Source organism: Pantoea sp. UBA7232 (assembly GCF_002473195.1).
GTDB lineage: Bacteria > Pseudomonadota > Gammaproteobacteria > Enterobacterales > Enterobacteriaceae > Pantoea > Pantoea eucrina.
The window spans coordinates 37869-54188 of record NZ_DKTK01000002.1; the positions used below are offsets into that span (position 1 = coordinate 37869).

At 56.4% G+C, this 16320-nt stretch carries 15 protein-coding genes; 2 read left to right on the forward strand and 13 right to left on the reverse strand.

What is annotated here, in order from left to right; translation table 11 throughout:
* Positions 1-125 precede the first annotated feature (125 nt).
* The 3 genes from B4056_RS00505 to B4056_RS00515 all read right to left on the reverse strand — a co-directional run bounded on the left by B4056_RS00505 (position 126) and on the right by B4056_RS00515 (position 4444).
* Entirely contained in the window at positions 126-695 is a 570-nt protein-coding gene (locus tag B4056_RS00505) for a GNAT family N-acetyltransferase (protein ID WP_094111380.1), read from the reverse strand.
* Positions 696-760: 65 nt separating this feature from the next.
* Positions 761-3853, reverse strand: a complete 3093-nt coding sequence (locus tag B4056_RS00510) for a multidrug efflux RND transporter permease subunit (protein WP_113655823.1) — start codon at positions 3851-3853, stop codon at positions 761-763.
* A gap of 162 nt (positions 3854-4015) precedes the next feature.
* Positions 4016-4444 carry a hypothetical protein gene (locus B4056_RS00515; RefSeq protein ID WP_094112066.1) on the reverse strand — a complete coding sequence of 143 codons (429 nt, stop codon included), beginning with the start codon at positions 4442-4444 and terminating at the stop codon, positions 4016-4018.
* Between the two features lie 302 nt (positions 4445-4746).
* Between B4056_RS00515 and B4056_RS00520 the strand changes: the two genes are divergently transcribed.
* Positions 4747-5451, forward strand: coding sequence for a response regulator (locus B4056_RS00520; RefSeq protein ID WP_094112067.1), 705 nt, complete (start codon positions 4747-4749; stop codon positions 5449-5451).
* A complete protein-coding gene (locus tag B4056_RS00525; protein ID WP_288653450.1) occupies positions 5448-6518 on the forward strand; it encodes an ATP-binding protein in 1071 nt (356 codons plus the stop codon). The genes B4056_RS00520 and B4056_RS00525 overlap by 4 nt, the downstream gene beginning before the upstream one ends.
* Before the next feature lie 102 nt (positions 6519-6620).
* On the opposite strand, the gene katG is transcribed toward B4056_RS00525, so the two are convergent.
* The 10 genes from katG to hpxU all read right to left on the reverse strand — a co-directional run bounded on the left by katG (position 6621) and on the right by hpxU (position 16163).
* Positions 6621-8822, reverse strand: a complete 2202-nt coding sequence (katG, locus tag B4056_RS00530; protein WP_071668482.1) for a catalase/peroxidase HPI — start codon at positions 8820-8822, stop codon at positions 6621-6623.
* Between the two features lie 145 nt (positions 8823-8967).
* Positions 8968-9303, reverse strand: a complete 336-nt coding sequence (gene uraH, locus B4056_RS00535) for a hydroxyisourate hydrolase (RefSeq protein ID WP_071668481.1) — start codon at positions 9301-9303, stop codon at positions 8968-8970.
* Entirely contained in the window at positions 9300-9794 is a 495-nt protein-coding gene (gene uraD, locus B4056_RS00540) for a 2-oxo-4-hydroxy-4-carboxy-5-ureidoimidazoline decarboxylase (RefSeq protein WP_094112068.1), read from the reverse strand. Before uraD ends, uraH begins: the two co-directional genes overlap by 4 nt.
* A gap of 10 nt (positions 9795-9804) precedes the next feature.
* On the reverse strand, positions 9805-11055 hold the full coding sequence (hpxK, locus tag B4056_RS00545) for an allantoate amidohydrolase (RefSeq protein WP_039382838.1): 1251 nt from the start codon (positions 11053-11055) through the stop codon (positions 9805-9807).
* Complete coding sequence (locus B4056_RS00550) at positions 11052-12287, reverse strand: pyridoxal-phosphate-dependent aminotransferase family protein (protein ID WP_094112069.1); 1236 nt, start codon at positions 12285-12287, stop codon at positions 11052-11054. Before B4056_RS00550 ends, hpxK begins: the two co-directional genes overlap by 4 nt.
* A 23-nt stretch (positions 12288-12310) precedes the next feature.
* A complete protein-coding gene (locus B4056_RS00555) occupies positions 12311-13042 on the reverse strand; it encodes an amino acid ABC transporter ATP-binding protein (RefSeq protein ID WP_039382834.1) in 732 nt (243 codons plus the stop codon).
* On the reverse strand, positions 13023-13679 hold the full coding sequence (locus B4056_RS00560) for an amino acid ABC transporter permease (protein WP_039382833.1): 657 nt from the start codon (positions 13677-13679) through the stop codon (positions 13023-13025). Before B4056_RS00560 ends, B4056_RS00555 begins: the two co-directional genes overlap by 20 nt.
* Positions 13676-14341, reverse strand: a complete 666-nt coding sequence (locus tag B4056_RS00565; protein ID WP_039382832.1) for an amino acid ABC transporter permease — start codon at positions 14339-14341, stop codon at positions 13676-13678. The genes B4056_RS00560 and B4056_RS00565 overlap by 4 nt, the downstream gene beginning before the upstream one ends.
* Before the next feature lie 3 nt (positions 14342-14344).
* Positions 14345-15130 (reverse strand): transporter substrate-binding domain-containing protein, encoded by a 786-nt coding sequence (locus B4056_RS00570; RefSeq protein ID WP_039382831.1) that lies wholly within the window; start codon positions 15128-15130, stop codon positions 14345-14347.
* Positions 15131-15323: 193 nt separating this feature from the next.
* Positions 15324-16163 (reverse strand): MurR/RpiR family transcriptional regulator HpxU, encoded by an 840-nt coding sequence (hpxU, locus tag B4056_RS00575; protein WP_039382830.1) that lies wholly within the window; start codon positions 16161-16163, stop codon positions 15324-15326.
* Between the last annotated feature and the right edge of the window lie 157 nt (positions 16164-16320).

Below are 16320 nucleotides of genomic sequence, written 5' to 3' on the forward strand. Positions count from 1 at the left end.
CTGCCCTGGCGAATAGCGCTAAATAGCGCATTCACCCTTTGAATGGAATCTATTATTTGAATATATTGCATCATTTCTGATGACAGATATTAGTCTTTACTCTATAAAAAAAGTTCACTCTTTCACTAAGCATTATCGCCATTATTTTTATTTCGCTTCGCATCCCATTCTTTTTTCAGAATGGCATACACCAGCGTATCGTCATAACGCGCCTCACCATGTTCAGTGATGAAACTGACGAACTCTTTAAAGCACGCTTCCTGCCGCATATGTAAGCGAACGCAGAGATTGCGCGAAGGAACATTATAATCTTCCACCCAGGCATAAATCCGCCGGGCATATTGCTGCTTAAAAAGATAATCAAACAGTGCCGCCACCGATTCACGGGCATATCCCTGACCGTGAAATGCCGGAGAGAAATGCCAGCCCGCTGACCAGGTGTGCCTGTCAGGTTCATCATTCCCGTTCTCAGCAAAAAGATGGCCTATTAACTGATTGTTCTCTTGCAGGCATACGGCAAACTGACTTTTATCTGTCGATCGTTTTTCCGCTTCCAGATAAGCAGCCGCCAGCGACGCTACTCTTTCATCATAAAAGCAGGGAGTGGCCGGCTCATGAAGATAACTGAATAATGCTGTGCCATCGTCCCGACAAAAGCGACGAATAATCAGTCTTGAAGTGGTAATAATATTCATTATGCCTCGCGCTACCATGTGATAAAACGATTGATTACTGAAGCTTGTCTGCAGATACCACTGTGCTACTCCGCCCTTTTCTTAACAAAACGCATCACTATGGTAAAAAATACGGGTACAAAAAATATTGTCAGTAGCGTACCGCTGATCATACCGCCAAATACGCCTGTGCCGATGGCATGCTGTGTACTATCGCTTGCGCCACTGGCAAGCATGAGTGGAACAACGCCAAGCGTAAAGGCCAGGGAGGTCATTATAATCGGACGCAGGCGCTGTTTTGACGCAGTCAGAATCGCCACCGTCAGGGTCTCACCCTGTTGCCGTAAATGGCGGGCAAATTCTATAATCAGGATGGCATTTTTGGCCGAAAGCCCAATCAGGGTAATCAGTCCGACTTTAAAGAATACGTCATTCGTCATCTGTGCCATGGCAACCGCAATTACAGCCCCTATCAGCCCGAGCGGTACAACCAACATAACGGCCACTGGCACAGACCAGCTTTCATAGAGCGCTGCCAGCACCATAAATACCACCAACACGGAAAGCACAATCAGTAACGGAAGCTGTTTTGCAGACGCCTTTTCCTGCAGCGAACTGCCGGCCCACTCGCCAGCAAACCCCTCCGGTAAATGTTGCGCCAGCTGGTCAATGACCTGCATGGCGGTGCCGCTGGAGACGCCGGGCGCAGCGCTGCCGGTAATACGGATAGCGGGATAGCCCTGATAGCGATTCAGCTGTTGCGGCGCAACGCCCCAGCCGATCGACGCAAAGCTGGATAGTGCCACCATCTGGCCGCTGCGGTTTTTGACCCAGCTCTGCAGCAGCTGCTCAGGCTGCATGCGGTATGCTGCATCCGCCTGGACGATAACCTGCTGTACCCGCCCCTGGTTAACATAATCATTGACGTAACTGGACCCGGCGATAACGGAGAGAGTCTGGTTTATCTCGTCGAATGAAACGCCCAGCGCCTCTGCCTTTTCCCGGTCGATCTTCAGCGACAGGCTGGTGCCGTCCGGTAAACCGTCGATATACGCTTCTGCCAGCGCAGGATGATGGCCTGCACGCCGTATCAGTTCGTCGGTAGCCTGTTTCAGCGCTTTATAGCCCCGCCCTCCCCGATCCTGCACATAGTAGGTAAAGCCTGAAGAGGTTCCCAGATCGGCAATGGCAGGTGGCAGCAAACTCATCGTAACGCCATCCGCCACGCTTTCCATCTGCTGCTGGATATAACTCGCTTCAGCCTGCGCGCTGCTGCCGCCACGATCCTTTGACGCTTTCAGCGTCGTAAACGCCATCGCCGTGTTAGGACCAGAGCCTGAAAAGCCAAAACCCAGGATCATGATGTTATTTTTAATGGCTGGCCGTTGCGCTATTTCATGCTCAAATTTTTCAACCACGTTAAGTGTCCTTTGCATCGTGGCGTCGGAAGGCAGCTGAAGAGACGACATGAAATAGCCCTGATCTTCTTCAGGCAAAAACGAGGATGGCAACGTAGCTAAACCGGCCAGCAGTGCCATACAGAGCGCCAGATAGATCAACATCATCCTGCCGGTTCGTTTGAGAAGTGCGCGGATGCCCGATTCATAGTGAACCGTAAGCGCACTGAAATGCCGGTTAAAGCGGGCTGAAAATGTCCGGTCGCTGCTTAAGCGACTATCGTGCGGCCTGAGCAGAGTAGCGCACAATGCGGGCGTCAGCGTCAGCGCAAGAAAGGCTGACAGCAGAATGGACACCGACATCGAAATGCAGAACTGACGATAGATGATTCCGGTTGATCCGCTGGCAAAGCCCATGGGAATGAAGACGGCAGTGAGTACCAGCGTAATGCCAATGATCGCTGGCGTGATCTCGCGCATCGCTTCCTGGGTCGCTTCACGGGGTGACAGCTTTTTTTCTGCCATCAGACGCTCGACGTTTTCTACTACCACAATGGCGTCATCAACAATAATGCCGATAGCCAGCACCATGCCAAACATTGTCAGAATATTGATGGAATATCCGCACAGCAGCATCACGGTTAACGTGCCCAGCAGCGCAACCGGTGCCACAATAGCCGGAATAAGCGTACAGCGAATTTTATGCAGAAAGAGCAGCATAACCAGAAATACCAGCACCATCGCTTCTGCAAAGGTCTCCACCACTTTGATAATGGAGAGTTTTACAAAGGGTGCGGTGTCAAAAGGCACGGTAAAGCTTATTCCCTCCGGCAGCGAGCCGGTGAGCGACTTAAGCCGGTTATGAATGCCCGATGCAGTGCTGATGGCGTTAGCGCCGGGTGCCAGCTGAATCGCGGCAGCCGTGGCTGGCAAGCCATTATCGCGTATGCCGAATGCATAGCTCTGTAATCCGGATTCAACGCGCGCCACATCTGCAAGCCTGAGGCGTGCGCCGGTTGCATCGGACCGGATGGTAATATTACCAAACGCCTCCGCAGACGTAAGCTGGCCCCTTACCGTGATAGGCCAGGTTACCGCCTGCCCGTCGATGGCTGGCTCGTCGCCGGTTCTACCCGGCGAAACAATGACGTTTTGCTGACTGATTGCCGTAAGCACTTCCGTGACAGAAAGTTTATAATCGTGCAGCCGTACCGGATCCAGCCAGATGCGCAGCGCTTTTTCACTGCCAAACAGCTGAATTTTGCCGACCCCCGGTACCCGCCGCAGTTCGTCCGCAATATTGCGGGCAAAGTAATCACTTAAATCCGCTTCCTGAAACGCACCGTTTCGGGATTGCAGACCCACCATCATCAGAAAGCCGGCATTTGCCGCTTCAACATTAATCCCATTCTGGCGGACAGATTGCGGGAGCCGTGGCTCAATCGTTTTAAGCTGGTTTTGCAGATCCATCTGCGCCAGTTTGATATCAGTACCCGGTTTAAAGGTAACCGTAATGGAAGCCATGCCCGTCGTGTCACTGGATGACTCAAAGTAGAGCAGATGATCAACGCCTGATATCTCGCGCTCTATTAGCGACACCACCGAGGTGTTCATGACCTCTGCGTTTGCGCCCGGATAGCTCACTGAAATGATCAGGCTGGGAGGCGCAACAGCAGGATATTGAGCAACCGGCAGATGCGGAATCGATAAAACGCCACTGAGAACGATAAACAGAGCAATAACCCAGGCGAAAACCGGGCGGTGAATAAAAAATAGCGGCATTATATTTATCTCATACTCAGCAACTGACTACAGCACGCTTCTGCCCGCAACAAACCTGTTGCGCAGTGACAACCAGACAGGGAGGCAGTTTAAAGCGCCATTGTTTAGGCTGTATGTGAGGTTTATGGATAGATTATGGAGCAAAAAACCTTAAAATAACGGCTAGTAAATAGCATTAATTATTCTCATCATCAGATAGAGCGGAGAGCCGCAGAAAAATAAAATCAAAAAACATTCATAATAAAATAGTAATTCATTTAATCCCGGATGCAGATTCAGCATGCTGGAGAAAAATGACACCAGCCACAGCATTATCATCAGCAGCCAGAATGCAATAATGAGTATCTCTTTTAATGCACCGGGCCTCTTCTGCATCACCAGCAGTAAAGCGGCTGCTACAATAGAGAGATAGATCAATGGTGACGCCATAAGCGTATGCGATACCCGGTCGTCAGCGGCGTGCGCCAGTATAAGCCAGAGATAAAGTAGTCCCCATGAAACTGAGATAAAAGGTGCCAGCACACGCAATCTTTTGATAAAAACATCCTGAAGGCCATTCATCTCTTCTGTATCTCTGTTAGCGCCTGTCATCGGGTATCCTGTTCTCTTTTACGCTCAATTAATGAAAAACCAGAGAGGCATGCCTGTTTTTTTCATTATCTCATTACACTATGGAGTGTTTATCTGTGGTTTGTGGAGATAGCATTAAGATCCCCCGGCGCGTGCAGATAAGGCAGCGGCAAAGAAATAGGGTCAGCCTTATGAAACTTTTTTTAAACCAGCCTGTCCTGATGAGATATCAGTTACCTTTTTGAGCAAAAGATTATGCTGCCTGCTTCTGCCTGCTTCTGCCCGCCGGCCAGCCAGCATTACCTGGCTCTTTCGGAGAATAAATGAATAGCGGCTTTTTAATTCTTGTTGCTGAAGATGATGATGAAATAGCAGATATATTAATGAGCTATTTGCAGCGAGCAGGCATGAGCAGCCTGCGGGCAGCCAATGGCGAGCAGGCCATCAGTCTGAGCCGGTTGAAAAAGCCCGACCTGATTTTGCTGGATATCAACCTTCCCCTGCTTGATGGCTGGAACGTCATGACCACGCTGCGTAAAGAGAGCAACGTGCCGGTTATTATGGTCACCGCTCTCGATCAGGATATCGATAAACTGATGGGGTTAAGACTGGGGGCTGATGATTATGTCATCAAACCTTTCAACCCTTCCGAAGTCATTGCCCGGGTTGAGGCTGTCCTCAGACGAGCCGCGCGTAATGTGCCAGCTGAGGCAGCCAGGCCAATACGAACAGCTCATATCACTATTTATCCTGACGACTTTTATCTGGAAATTAAAACCGGAGAGAGCGTCATAACGCCGGTACTCACCACAACCGAGTTTAAACTTTTGACCTATCTGGCAAAAAGTCCACGTAAAGTCTGTTCCCGTGAAGAGCTACTCAACGCCTGTCTGCCTGAGGGAGACACACTCGACAGAACGGTAGATAGCCATATGAGTAAACTGCGTAAAAAACTTGAGCATGCCGGTCTGATGGGTGTGCCGGAAAGTATCAGAGGGATGGGTTATCGTTTGGGAGAAAGTCAATGAGCCGGGAGCCTGTGCTCAGTCGCCAGATACTCACCTATATGCTGTCGCTGACTTTCATTATTGTTACTATATCAGTTGCAGGCTCATGGCTGTTTTATACCTTTATCACTGACTATATTCCTGGCGAAAATACAGCAGGTGCAGAAGAGTCTATGAACCTGTGGGACTGGATATGGGTTCTGGTTATGACGCTCTCCAGTCTGGTTATCTCTCTGTTTTTTACGGTGAAGCTCTCTGCGCGCATACTGACTCCGCTGAACACGATTGCTTCCAGCCTGAAAAAGATATCTGCCGGTGATTTAGGCGCCCGGGCGCTCTGCACAACCTCAATGCTGGGCGAGATCAACAGCCTGGTAAAAGATTTTAATGAAATGGCGGAGAAGCTGCAGACGCTCGATGAGCAGAGAAATCTGTGGAATGCGGCCATCGCACACGAACTCAGGACACCGGTTACTATATTACGCGGCCGTTTACAGGGGCTGGTGGAGGGCGTTTTTGGCCCCGACCCGCTTCTGTTTGAAAAGCTGCTCAGACAAACCGAAGGCTTAAACAGACTGATTGAAGATTTACGCGTGGTCAGCTCTGCAGGCGGAGCTGGCTACCTGCTGGATCCGCATGAAACCGATTTGCAGCAGCTGATTACACATGCCATTGACGTATTTACGCCGGAATTTGAAAACAAAGGCTTTACGGTTATCACTGAACTCACTCTACAGCTCTGCGTCTGTGATGCTTTGCGCATGACACAGTGCCTGACCGTGCTGTTTGATAATGCGCTGCACTACTCCACATCACGCACCCTGGTGATAAAAAATGGTATGACAGAGAGAGAGAATTACATTCTTGTTCAGGATGAAGGCCCTGGTATTCCACCTGAATTTCAGCCACTGCTGTTTCAGCCATTTCAGCGCGGGATAAGTGCCAGAGAGGCGAATCCAAAAGGATGTGGTCTGGGGCTCTCTGTCGTCCGGGCTATTATGCAGGCACACGGCGGCAATGCCACCTGCGTGGTAACGTCACAGCAGCATTCCATTTTCCGGCTTGCCTGGCCAGTTGGGCATACCTGATCTGCGCTACAGGCTGTTTTTCGTCACATAAAAAACCGGAAGCGCGTGGCTTCCGGTTCTGTTTTTACACGGGCGTATCAGGCGCGATGCAGCGCAGGATAATTACGCCAGATCGAAACGGTCCAGGTTCATCACTTTCGTCCAGGCGGCCACAAAGTCATGGACAAATTTCTGCTTCGCATCGCTGCTGGCGTACACTTCCGCCAGCGCGCGCAGGATGGCGTTAGAGCCGAACACCAGATCGGCGCGCGTGGCGTGATATTTCACTGCACCGCTTTCACGATCGCGTCCTTCAAACAGCTCCGCGCGTTCATCAGTGGCGCGCCATGCGGTGCGCATGTCGAGCAGATTGACAAAAAAGTCGTTGCTCAGCACGCCCGGGCGATCGGTAAACACGCCGTGCTGACTGCCGTCATAGTTGGTGCCGAGTACGCGCAGGCCGCCCAGCAGCGCCGTCAGCTCCGGCGCACTCAGCGTCAGCTGCTGCGCTTTATCCAGCAGCAGGGTCTCCGTTGAGGAACCGCTCTGCACGCGACGATAGTTGCGGAAGCCATCGGCCAGCGGCTGCAGCACGTTAAACGACTCAATATCGGTCTGATCCTGACGCGCATCCACGCGGCCTGGCATAAACGGCACCTGTACCGCCACGCCAGCGGCGGCTGCCGCCTGCTCAATACCGACGCTGCCCGCCAGCACAAGGATATCCGCCAGTGAGAGCTTGCCGGACGCCTGCTGGATCTGCTGCAAGACCGGCAGCACATCGCTTACCACGCCGGCATTGACCGCCCAGCCGTTCTGCGGTGCCAGCGCCAGACGCGCACCGTTGGCCCCTCCGCGCTTATCGCCGCCACGGAACGTTGAAGCGGATGCCCAGGCCACGGAGACCAGCTGGCTGACGCTCAGGCCCGACGCGGCGATCTGCGCTTTAGCCTGCGCAATATCATCAGCGCCAGGCTGATGCACCGGCTGCGGTAACGGATCCTGCCACAGCAGATCTTCCTTCGGCACTTCCGGGCCGAGGTAGCGCGCTTTGGGTCCCATATCGCGGTGAGTCAGCTTGAACCAGGCGCGGGCGAACGCTTCATTAAACGCCTGCGGATCGTTCAGGAAGCGGCGCGAGATCTTCTCAAACTCCGGATCGAAACGCAGCGTCAGATCGGTCACCAGCATGGTGGGCTTGCGCTTTTTCTCCGGATCAAACGGATCGGGGATGATCGCTTCTGCATCTACCGCTTCAAACTGAATCGCGCCCGCCGGGCTGTGCGTCTGCACCCACTCATATTTGAACAGGTTCTCAAAGAAGTAGTTGCTCCACTGGGTTGGCGTCTGCGTCCAGACCACTTCCAGACCGGAGGTGATGGCATCTGCGCCGGCGCCGCTGCCGTAGCTGTTGTGCCAGCCAAAGCCCTGCGCTTCAATCGGCGAGGCTTCAGGATCGACATCAAGGTGGCTGGCGGCCGCCGCCCCGTGCGTTTTACCCAGCGTATGCCCGCCTGCGATAAGCGCGACGATCTCTTCATCGTTCATGCCCATGTTGCCAAAGGTGGCGCGGATCGCCGGTGCTGCAGAACGCGGATCGCCGCTCGCTTCCGGGCCCTCAGGGTTCACATAGATCAGGCCCATTTCGGTGGCGCCCAGCGGGGCATTTGCGAGGCTCTCAGGATGACGGTGGGCCAGCCACTCTTTTTCATGGCCCCAGTCCACATCCATATCCGGCTCCCAGACATCCTCACGACCGGCACCAAAACCAAAGGTACGGAACCCGGCGTTCTCCAGGGAGACGTTACCCGCCAGAATGTAGAGATCGGCCCAGGAAATTTTCTGGCCATACTTCTGTTTTACCGGCCAGAGCAGGCGTCGTGCTTTATCAAGGCTGACGTTATCGGGCCAGGCGTTGAGCGGCGCAAAGCGCTGCTGTCCGCGTCCGGAGCCGCCGCGGCCATCAATGGTGCGGTAGGTACCGGCGCTGTGCCACGCCATACGAATAAACAGGCCAATGTAACTGCCCCAGTCGGCGGGCCACCAGGATTGTGAATCGGTCAGCAGCGCGCGGATATCCGCTTTTAGTGCCGCGTAGTCAAGCTGGCTGAACGCTTCGCGGTAGCTGAAATTTTCATCCAGCGGATTAGAGCGGCTGGAGTGCTGATTCAGCAGGTCGACCCGCAGCATATTAGGCCACCAGTCGCGGTTCGAGGTGCCGCTGCCGGCGCCGCGTGCAAGCACGCTCTTCTCTTCTGACGCTCCATGATGAAAAGGACATTTTCCGGACGCTGCAGCATTATCGTTATGTTCTGGCGTGCTCATTATTCGGCTCCATTGGCTTCACGTTTTGCGGTTAAGATAGCGGCACTCAGGAGCAGAATATATTTGGATGGACCGAAAGCTTTGATAGCTTTTGTCTTTCAAAAAGAGGTTTTGTGACAGGCTGCACAAAATGAAGCGCGGCCGTTCAGCTGCCGCGATAGGTGGACCAGGACCAGGGGGAGATCAGAAACGGCAGATGATAATGGCTGCCCGCCCGTCCGATCACAAAGTCTATCTGCGCGCTGACATAGAGCGCATCGCGCCCGTCTGCGGCAAAATAGTCGCCAATCTCTGCCGTCAGCCGGTAGTGCCCCGGCGCTAAGGGTTCCGGTGTTAAATCGCTGATACGCCCGTCGCGATCGGTTTCTCCTTCACTGACCGGAAACCACCCTTCCGGGCTGTTCTGCTCCAGCGAGACGGCAACGCCTGCGGCCGGTGTGCCGAGCGCGGTATCAAGAATGTGCGTGGTGATGGTGCTCATATGATGCTCTCCTTAAGCCGTAACAGGGTAATTTCCCGCAGCTGCGCCAGCGTCTCCTGCTGTTCGCACGCCTTATTATTGTTAAGCCTGCGCTGCAACTCTGCCAGCATCTGCTCCGCGCTGCGTCCGCTGGCCCGGATCAGAAATACCCGGCCAAAGCGTGCTTCATAGGCCTGATTCCCTGCGCGCATCGCAAGCTGCAGGTCGCGGTCCGCCTGCTGCATCGCAGCCTGCTCCTGACGCGACAGCGTGGCCTCATGCGCCGTACCCTGGGCTGCTTCACCAATACGCGGATGGGCGCTGAGCGCCTGCTCCAGCTCCGCCTGTTGCCAGCGCTGCGCCAGCTGCTGCGCCCGCTCTGCGAGCGCGCTCAGGGAGGCATAGGGCCGTGCGGCCACCAGCGCCTGCTGCCAGGCAGGAATGGCGACGCAGTGCGCGATCGCCTGACGGGCGTTAGCCTCATCCGCCTGATTAAACTCATTCAGCTTCATGCCCGCTCCCTTATGCCTGCGCCAGCGCGGTTACCGCCTGCAGATACGCCTGCACGCCCAGCGCCACGTCGTCCATTTTTACCGATTCCGCCGGATGATGGCTGATACCGCGATGGTTACGCACAAACAGCATGCCGACCGGCCAGCGCTCCGCCATGGCTATTGCATCATGACCCGCCCCGCTCGGCAGTGCCAGCGTGCAGCCCTGAACGGTTTCAACCGCCGCGCCCAGCGCCTGCTGCAGCCGTTTATCGCACGGCGTCGCGGCAATGCGGTAATATTCGCTGGCGCTGAAGCTCACCCCGCGCCGCAGCGCAATCGCCTGCGCCTGCGTTAACAGCTGCGACAGGTGCCGCTCCAGCGGCTCATCCTGCGGGCCGCGAATATCCAGCGACAGCTGCACCTCTCCCGGAATGACATTCACTGCGCCAGGCTGACAGCTGAGCGTGCCGGTTGTCGCCACCAGCGGCGCCTGCGTCGCCTGTTCGATAAACAGCATCCACTCGGCGGCGGCGGCCAGCGCATCTTTACGCAGCAGCATCGGCACCGTGCCGGCGTGTCCCGCCTCGCCGCTAAAATGGCAGTTAAGACGGCGCGCGCCGTTGATGGCGGTGACCACGCCCAGAGCTAAATCCGCCTCCTCCAGGCAGGGCCCCTGCTCGATATGCAGCTCCAGATAGGCGGCGATCTCGCTGACATGACGTGCCGCGAGGCTCACCTGTGCAGCATCCAGCCCGGCATCCTGCATCGCGGCGGCGACCGTAATACCGTTGCCGTCGGGATGGGTGATCCAGCTCTCCGGCCAGCTGCCGGTCAGGCCGCGGCTGCCCAGCAGCGTAATGCCGAAGCGGGTCCCCTCCTCATCCGCAAAACCCACTATCTCGACCGCCAGCGGCAGGCGCTGCCGGCGATCGTGCAGCCACTGCACGGTTTCAATTGCGCTCAGCACGCCCAGCATGCCGTCATAGCGTCCGGCGTTGCGCACGGTATCAAGATGGGAACCGAGCAGCAGCGCCGCTGCGCCCGGCTCGGCCGCCTCATAGCGGCCGCAGATATTGCCCACGGCATCCTGCCAGGTCCGCATGCCCGCCGCCTGCATCCACTCCGCCACGCAGGCGTTAGCGCGCAGGTGCTCCGGAGAGAGATAAACGCGCGTCAGGCTATCCTCCTCCTCGCTGATCTCCGCCAGCGCATCACAGCGCGCCATAATGCGCGCGGCGGCCGACTGCGCCTCTTCAGCGCTCATCTGGCGTGCACTCATGCTTCGCTCCCGTAGCGATCCCAGGCGGCCTGCAGCGCCGCACCCTGCGGCGTACGAAAACCGCAGTGTTGCAGCACCGCTTCAAGCGCGCTCAGGGTCTGCATCACGCAATCTTTACGCGCGTTGTAGCCCATAGTGCCGATGCGCCACACTTTGCCGTGCAGCGGACCAAATGAGGTGCCGATCTCAATGCCAAAATCGTCCAGCATCAGTTTGCGCACCTGGTCACCGTTCACGCCCTGCGGAATGACAACGCCCAGCACGTTGTTCATCTTGTGCTGCAGATCGCCAAAGGTCTCCAGTCCCATGCCCTGGATGCCTTTCAGCAGCGCGTCACCATGCAGCTTGTGCCGGGCGATGCTGTTATCCAGCCCCTCCTGCAAAATGATGCGCGCGCATTCCCGGGCACCAAACAGTGCGCTGGTCGCTTCCGTATGGTGATTAAGCCGCTCCGGCCCCCAGTAATCCATGATCATGCCGAGATCGAAATAGTTGGAGTAGATCATCTCATCATCACCATCCTGATGCGCCGCCGTGCGGATCCCCTCCTCCACGCATTTACGCTTGCGGATGATCTCCTCCATCTGCGGGCTCAGGGTGACGGGAGAGGTGCCGGAGGGACCGCCCAGGCATTTCTGCATGCCGGCAGAGACCGCATCCAGCCCCCAGGCATCAGTTTCCAGCGCGTTACCCGCCAGAGAGGCGGTGGCATCGGTATAGAACAGTACGCCATACCGGCGACAGATAGCGCCCAGCTCCGCCAGCGGCTGCAGCATAGTGGTTGACGTGTCGCCCTGCACCGTCAGCAGCAGGCGCGGCTTAACCCGTTTGATCGCATCCTCAATCTGATCCGGCGAGAACACTTCGCCCCAGGGCACTTCAATCGTATGCACTTCCGCCCGGCAGCGCCGCGCAATCTCGCACAGCAGATGGCCAAAACGGCCAAACACCGGCACCAGTACCCGATCGCCGGGACGAATAGCAGAAAGCAGAATCGCCTCGATGCCGGCGCGAGAGGTGCCGTCAATCAGCAGCGTCCAGCGATTTTCGGTGCGAAAAATGCCGCGATAGAGCGCCATGACTTCATTCATGTAGTGCGTCATCGCCGGATCGTACTGCCCGAGCAGCTGGCTCGACATGGCGCGCAGCACGCGCGGGTCGGCGTTAATCGGCCCTGGCCCCATCAGCAGACGCTGCGGCGGATTGATCTGAGAGAACTGATGAATGTCCATAGTGAATTCCTTAATGGCCCCGCTCAGAGGCGTACGGTCGAGATAAACTGTTTCAGTTCGGCGGTCTGCGGCTGCGCAAACAGCGTTTTACTGCTGCCCTGCTCCCACACCCGACCCTGATGCATAAATACCACCCGGTCGCCCACGTCGCGGGCAAAATTCATTTCATGCGTCACGAGGATCAGCGTCATCCCCTCCGCCGCCAGCTGCTCCAGCACCTTCAGTACCTCGCCCACCAGCTCCGGATCGAGCGCGGAGGTGATCTCATCGCAGAGCAGCACTTTTGGCTGCATCGCCAGTGCCCGGGCAATCGCCACACGCTGCTGCTGGCCACCGGAGAGGCTGGCCGGGTAGTAGTCCAGTCGCTCACCCAGCCCCACTTTTTCCAGCATTTTTGTTGCCAGCTGCCGGCACTCCGCCGCGCTTTTTTTCAGCACGCGGCGCGGTGCCAGCATCACATTCTCCAGCGCGGTCATGTGCGGAAAAAGATTGAAATTCTGGAACACCATACCGACCGAGCGGCTGATTTCACGCGCCTGAGATTCACGATGCGTAATGGTCATGCCGCCCAGCTTAATGCTGCCCTCCTGGTAGCCCTCCAGACCGTTCATACAGCGCAGCAGCGTGCTTTTACCGGAGCCGCTGCGGCCGATAATCGAGATCACTTCGCCATTATCGATATCCAGATCAACCCCTTTCAGGACATGATTCTCGCCGTAGTATTTCTGAACCTGATTAATGGTGATGAGCGGCATGGAATTTTTTCTCCAGGTACTGGCTGTAGCGCGACAGCGGATAACACATCAGGAAGTAGCCAAGCGCCACGAGGCCAAACACCTTAAACGGCTGATACGTGACGTTGTTTAAAATGGTGCCGGCTTTCGTCAGCTCGATAAAACCGATAATTGAGGCCAGCGCGGTGCCTTTGATCACCTGCACCGCAAAGCCCACCGTCGGCGCAATGCCGATGCGGATCGCCTGCGGCGCCACGACGCGGCAGAGCGTCTGGCCGAAGTTCAGGCCGAGGCAGCGTGACGCCTCCCACTGACCTTTTGGCAGCGCGCGTATGCTGCCGTACCAGATATCGAGCAGAAAGGCGCTGGTATAAAAGGTCAGCGCCAGCGAGGCAGCGGTCCACGGCGCCACGTCCACGCCAAACAGCCCGACGCCAAAAAACGCGAGAAACAGCTGCATCAGCAGCGGCGTGCCCTGAAACAGCGCGGTATAGCCCTGAATCAGCCGCGTCAGCCACGTCTTTTTCAGCAGGCGCAGCAGCAGCAGCGGCAGCGTCACCAGCGTGCCGCCGGCGAAGGCCACCAGCGACAGCAGCAGCGTCCAGCGTGCGGCCAGCAGCAGATTGCGCAGAATGTCCCAGTCGGTAAAGGTTGTCATGCCGGCTCTACTCCAAACCATTTACGCCCCAGCGCCAGCAGCAGCTGACGCATCGCAACTGACAACGCCAGATAGAGCAGCGTGGTCACCAGGTAGACTTCAAAACTCAAAAATGTGCGGGACTGAATCAGATTGGCCGCAAAGGTCAGCTCCTCATAAGAGACCTGCGACACCACCGATGAGCCGAGCATAACGATGATGCACTGACTGACCAGGGCCGGATAGATGCGCTGCAGCGAAGGCGGCAGCACCACGCGCAGAAAGGTCTGCGCGCGGCTTAAACCCAGCACGCGCCCCGCTTCCCACTGTCCTTTCGGCGTGACCTGAATGCCGGCGCGGATAATCTCTGTGCTGTAAGCGCCGAGATTGATCAGCATCGCCAGCAGCGCAGCTTCTCCGGCGGTAAGTTTTACCCCCAGGTTGGGCAGGCCAAACACGATAAAAAACAGCTGTACGACAAACGGCGTATTGCGGATCAGCTCCACATAGACGCCCCAGAGGCGGCTGGCCCAGCCTGGCCTGCCGCTGCGCAGCGCTGCGCCGAGGATGCCGAGGCTGACGCCACCGAGCGTAGCCACCACCGTAAGCTGCACAGTGACCCATAGCCCGGCCAGCAGTTCCGGCCAGTAAGGCCAGAGTTCAGCGAAATTTAGCTGCGCCATGACTCAGGCACCGAGCGAAGCGGGCAGCGGCGCTTTCAGCCACTCTTCCGAGAGCTTATTCAGCGTACCGTCCTTTATACCCTGTTCGATCAGCGTATCGACCTCTGCTTTCAGCGCCGGCTCATTCTTCTTCAGACCGATAAAGCAGGGAGAATCTTTCAGCATAAACTGCGCCACCGGCGCTTTTGCCGCGTTCTGCCGGGTAATGGCCGCCACCACCAGATTACCGGTTGCCACATACTGCACCTGACCGGAGAGATAAGCCGAAAGCGTGGTGTTGTTATCTTCGTAACGCTTGACCTGCGCATCTTTCGGCGCGGCCGCGCTCAGCACCATATCCTCAACCGCGCCACGCGTAACGCCGATCGTTTTGCCGCTCAGTGCGGCGGCATCCTTCAGCGTCTCACCTTTCGGCCCGAACACACCGAGGAAAAAGGGCGCATAGGCGCGGCTGAAGGCGATGACCTTTTCCCGCTCCGCATTTTTACCCATGCTGGAGATCACCAGATCGACTTTGTCCGTCTGCAGATAAGGTACGCGGTTGGCACTGGAGACCGGCACCAGCTGCAACTTCAGTTTCATCTGCTTTGCCAGATAGCGCGCCATGTCGATGTCATATCCCTGCGGCTGCAGATCGGTGCCCACTGATCCAAACGGCGGGAAATCCTGCGGTACTGCAATGCGGATCACGCCGCGCTTTTGAATATCCTGTAGCTGATCCGCCTGCGCGCTGCCTGCCTGAGCCAGTAAAAGCGCCGCACCCGCTACCGCCAGTAAAACCTTTTTCATTATGCACCCCGGTGTGTTGAACGTGAAACAAAAGATTCTTACAGGCAGTGACTGCAACTAATGTGCCAATCAAAGCGACAGAAAAAAACCGGTAACAAACCGGCATAAAAGGGGTCAGCAGCAGGAAAAATCGGGTACTGGCGTACCCTGCTTCAGAGATTCAAAACGGTGCAACGCACCATTTCAGTGCCCGCTATCGGTGTTCCAGCTCATCCAGATGCTGATAGAGATCGGCTATCTGATGAATACGCTGCCGCCCCTGCGACAGGGTTTCATGCAGCAGCGCGTTTGCCAGTAAATTGACCAGGCTCATGGCTGAAGCGTAACTGTCGAAGGCAGACACGCTGTCAAGCGGTGCACAAAGCTGCCAGCGTGCCACGCCCTGAATCCCCTGCGCCTGCGGCTCCGAGAGCGCCAGCAGCGGGATATCACGCTGCTGCAGCTGCTGCATCAGCGGACGCAGCAGGCGCGGACGTCGCCGGAACGCCATCACCACCACCATATCGTCCGGGGTAATATCCACCAGCTCTTCGCCCAGCGTCTGGCCCGGCTGCGGCAGCAGTACCACGTGGGCACGCGCCTGCAGCAGCTGCTGCCGCAGGTGCAGCGCGACCGGATACGCGTTGCGCATACCGATGATAAAGACGCGTTTTGCGCTGCCCAGCGCGGCGATAACGTCACTTAACTGCTGGCTGTCGATACGGTTAATCCACTGCGTGAGGTTTGCCATCTCCTGCTTATAGTGGCGCGCCAGCAGCGTGTTGCCCTGCACCGCATCGCGGTTGTCGGTGAGCGGCATTCCGCTCTGCCGCAGGGTGCGCAGCTCATCGCGCATATCTTTATATTTTTCATAGCCAAGGCGCCGGAACAGCCGGCTTACCGTTGCTTTGGAGACGCCGCTTAGCCGCGCCAGTTCAGCACTGTTGTAGCTGATCAGGTCATCAAAATGGTCAAACACAAAGTCAGCAATGCGCTGCTCCTGAGGCGACAGCTGCGCGTACTGGCTGCGCAGACGTTCATCGAGTTGTTTCATGCGTTGTCCTGTAACTTTCGTTTCACCCTGCTCTAGCATAAATCGATCCAGCACCCACCGACAGAAAAAGTGGAACAGCTCTTGCTTATGTGTACGTCAGGGAATGCCGCCGCAGCGGGTTTGGCAGCTGTGACGGATGGAGATGAGCAGAAATCAG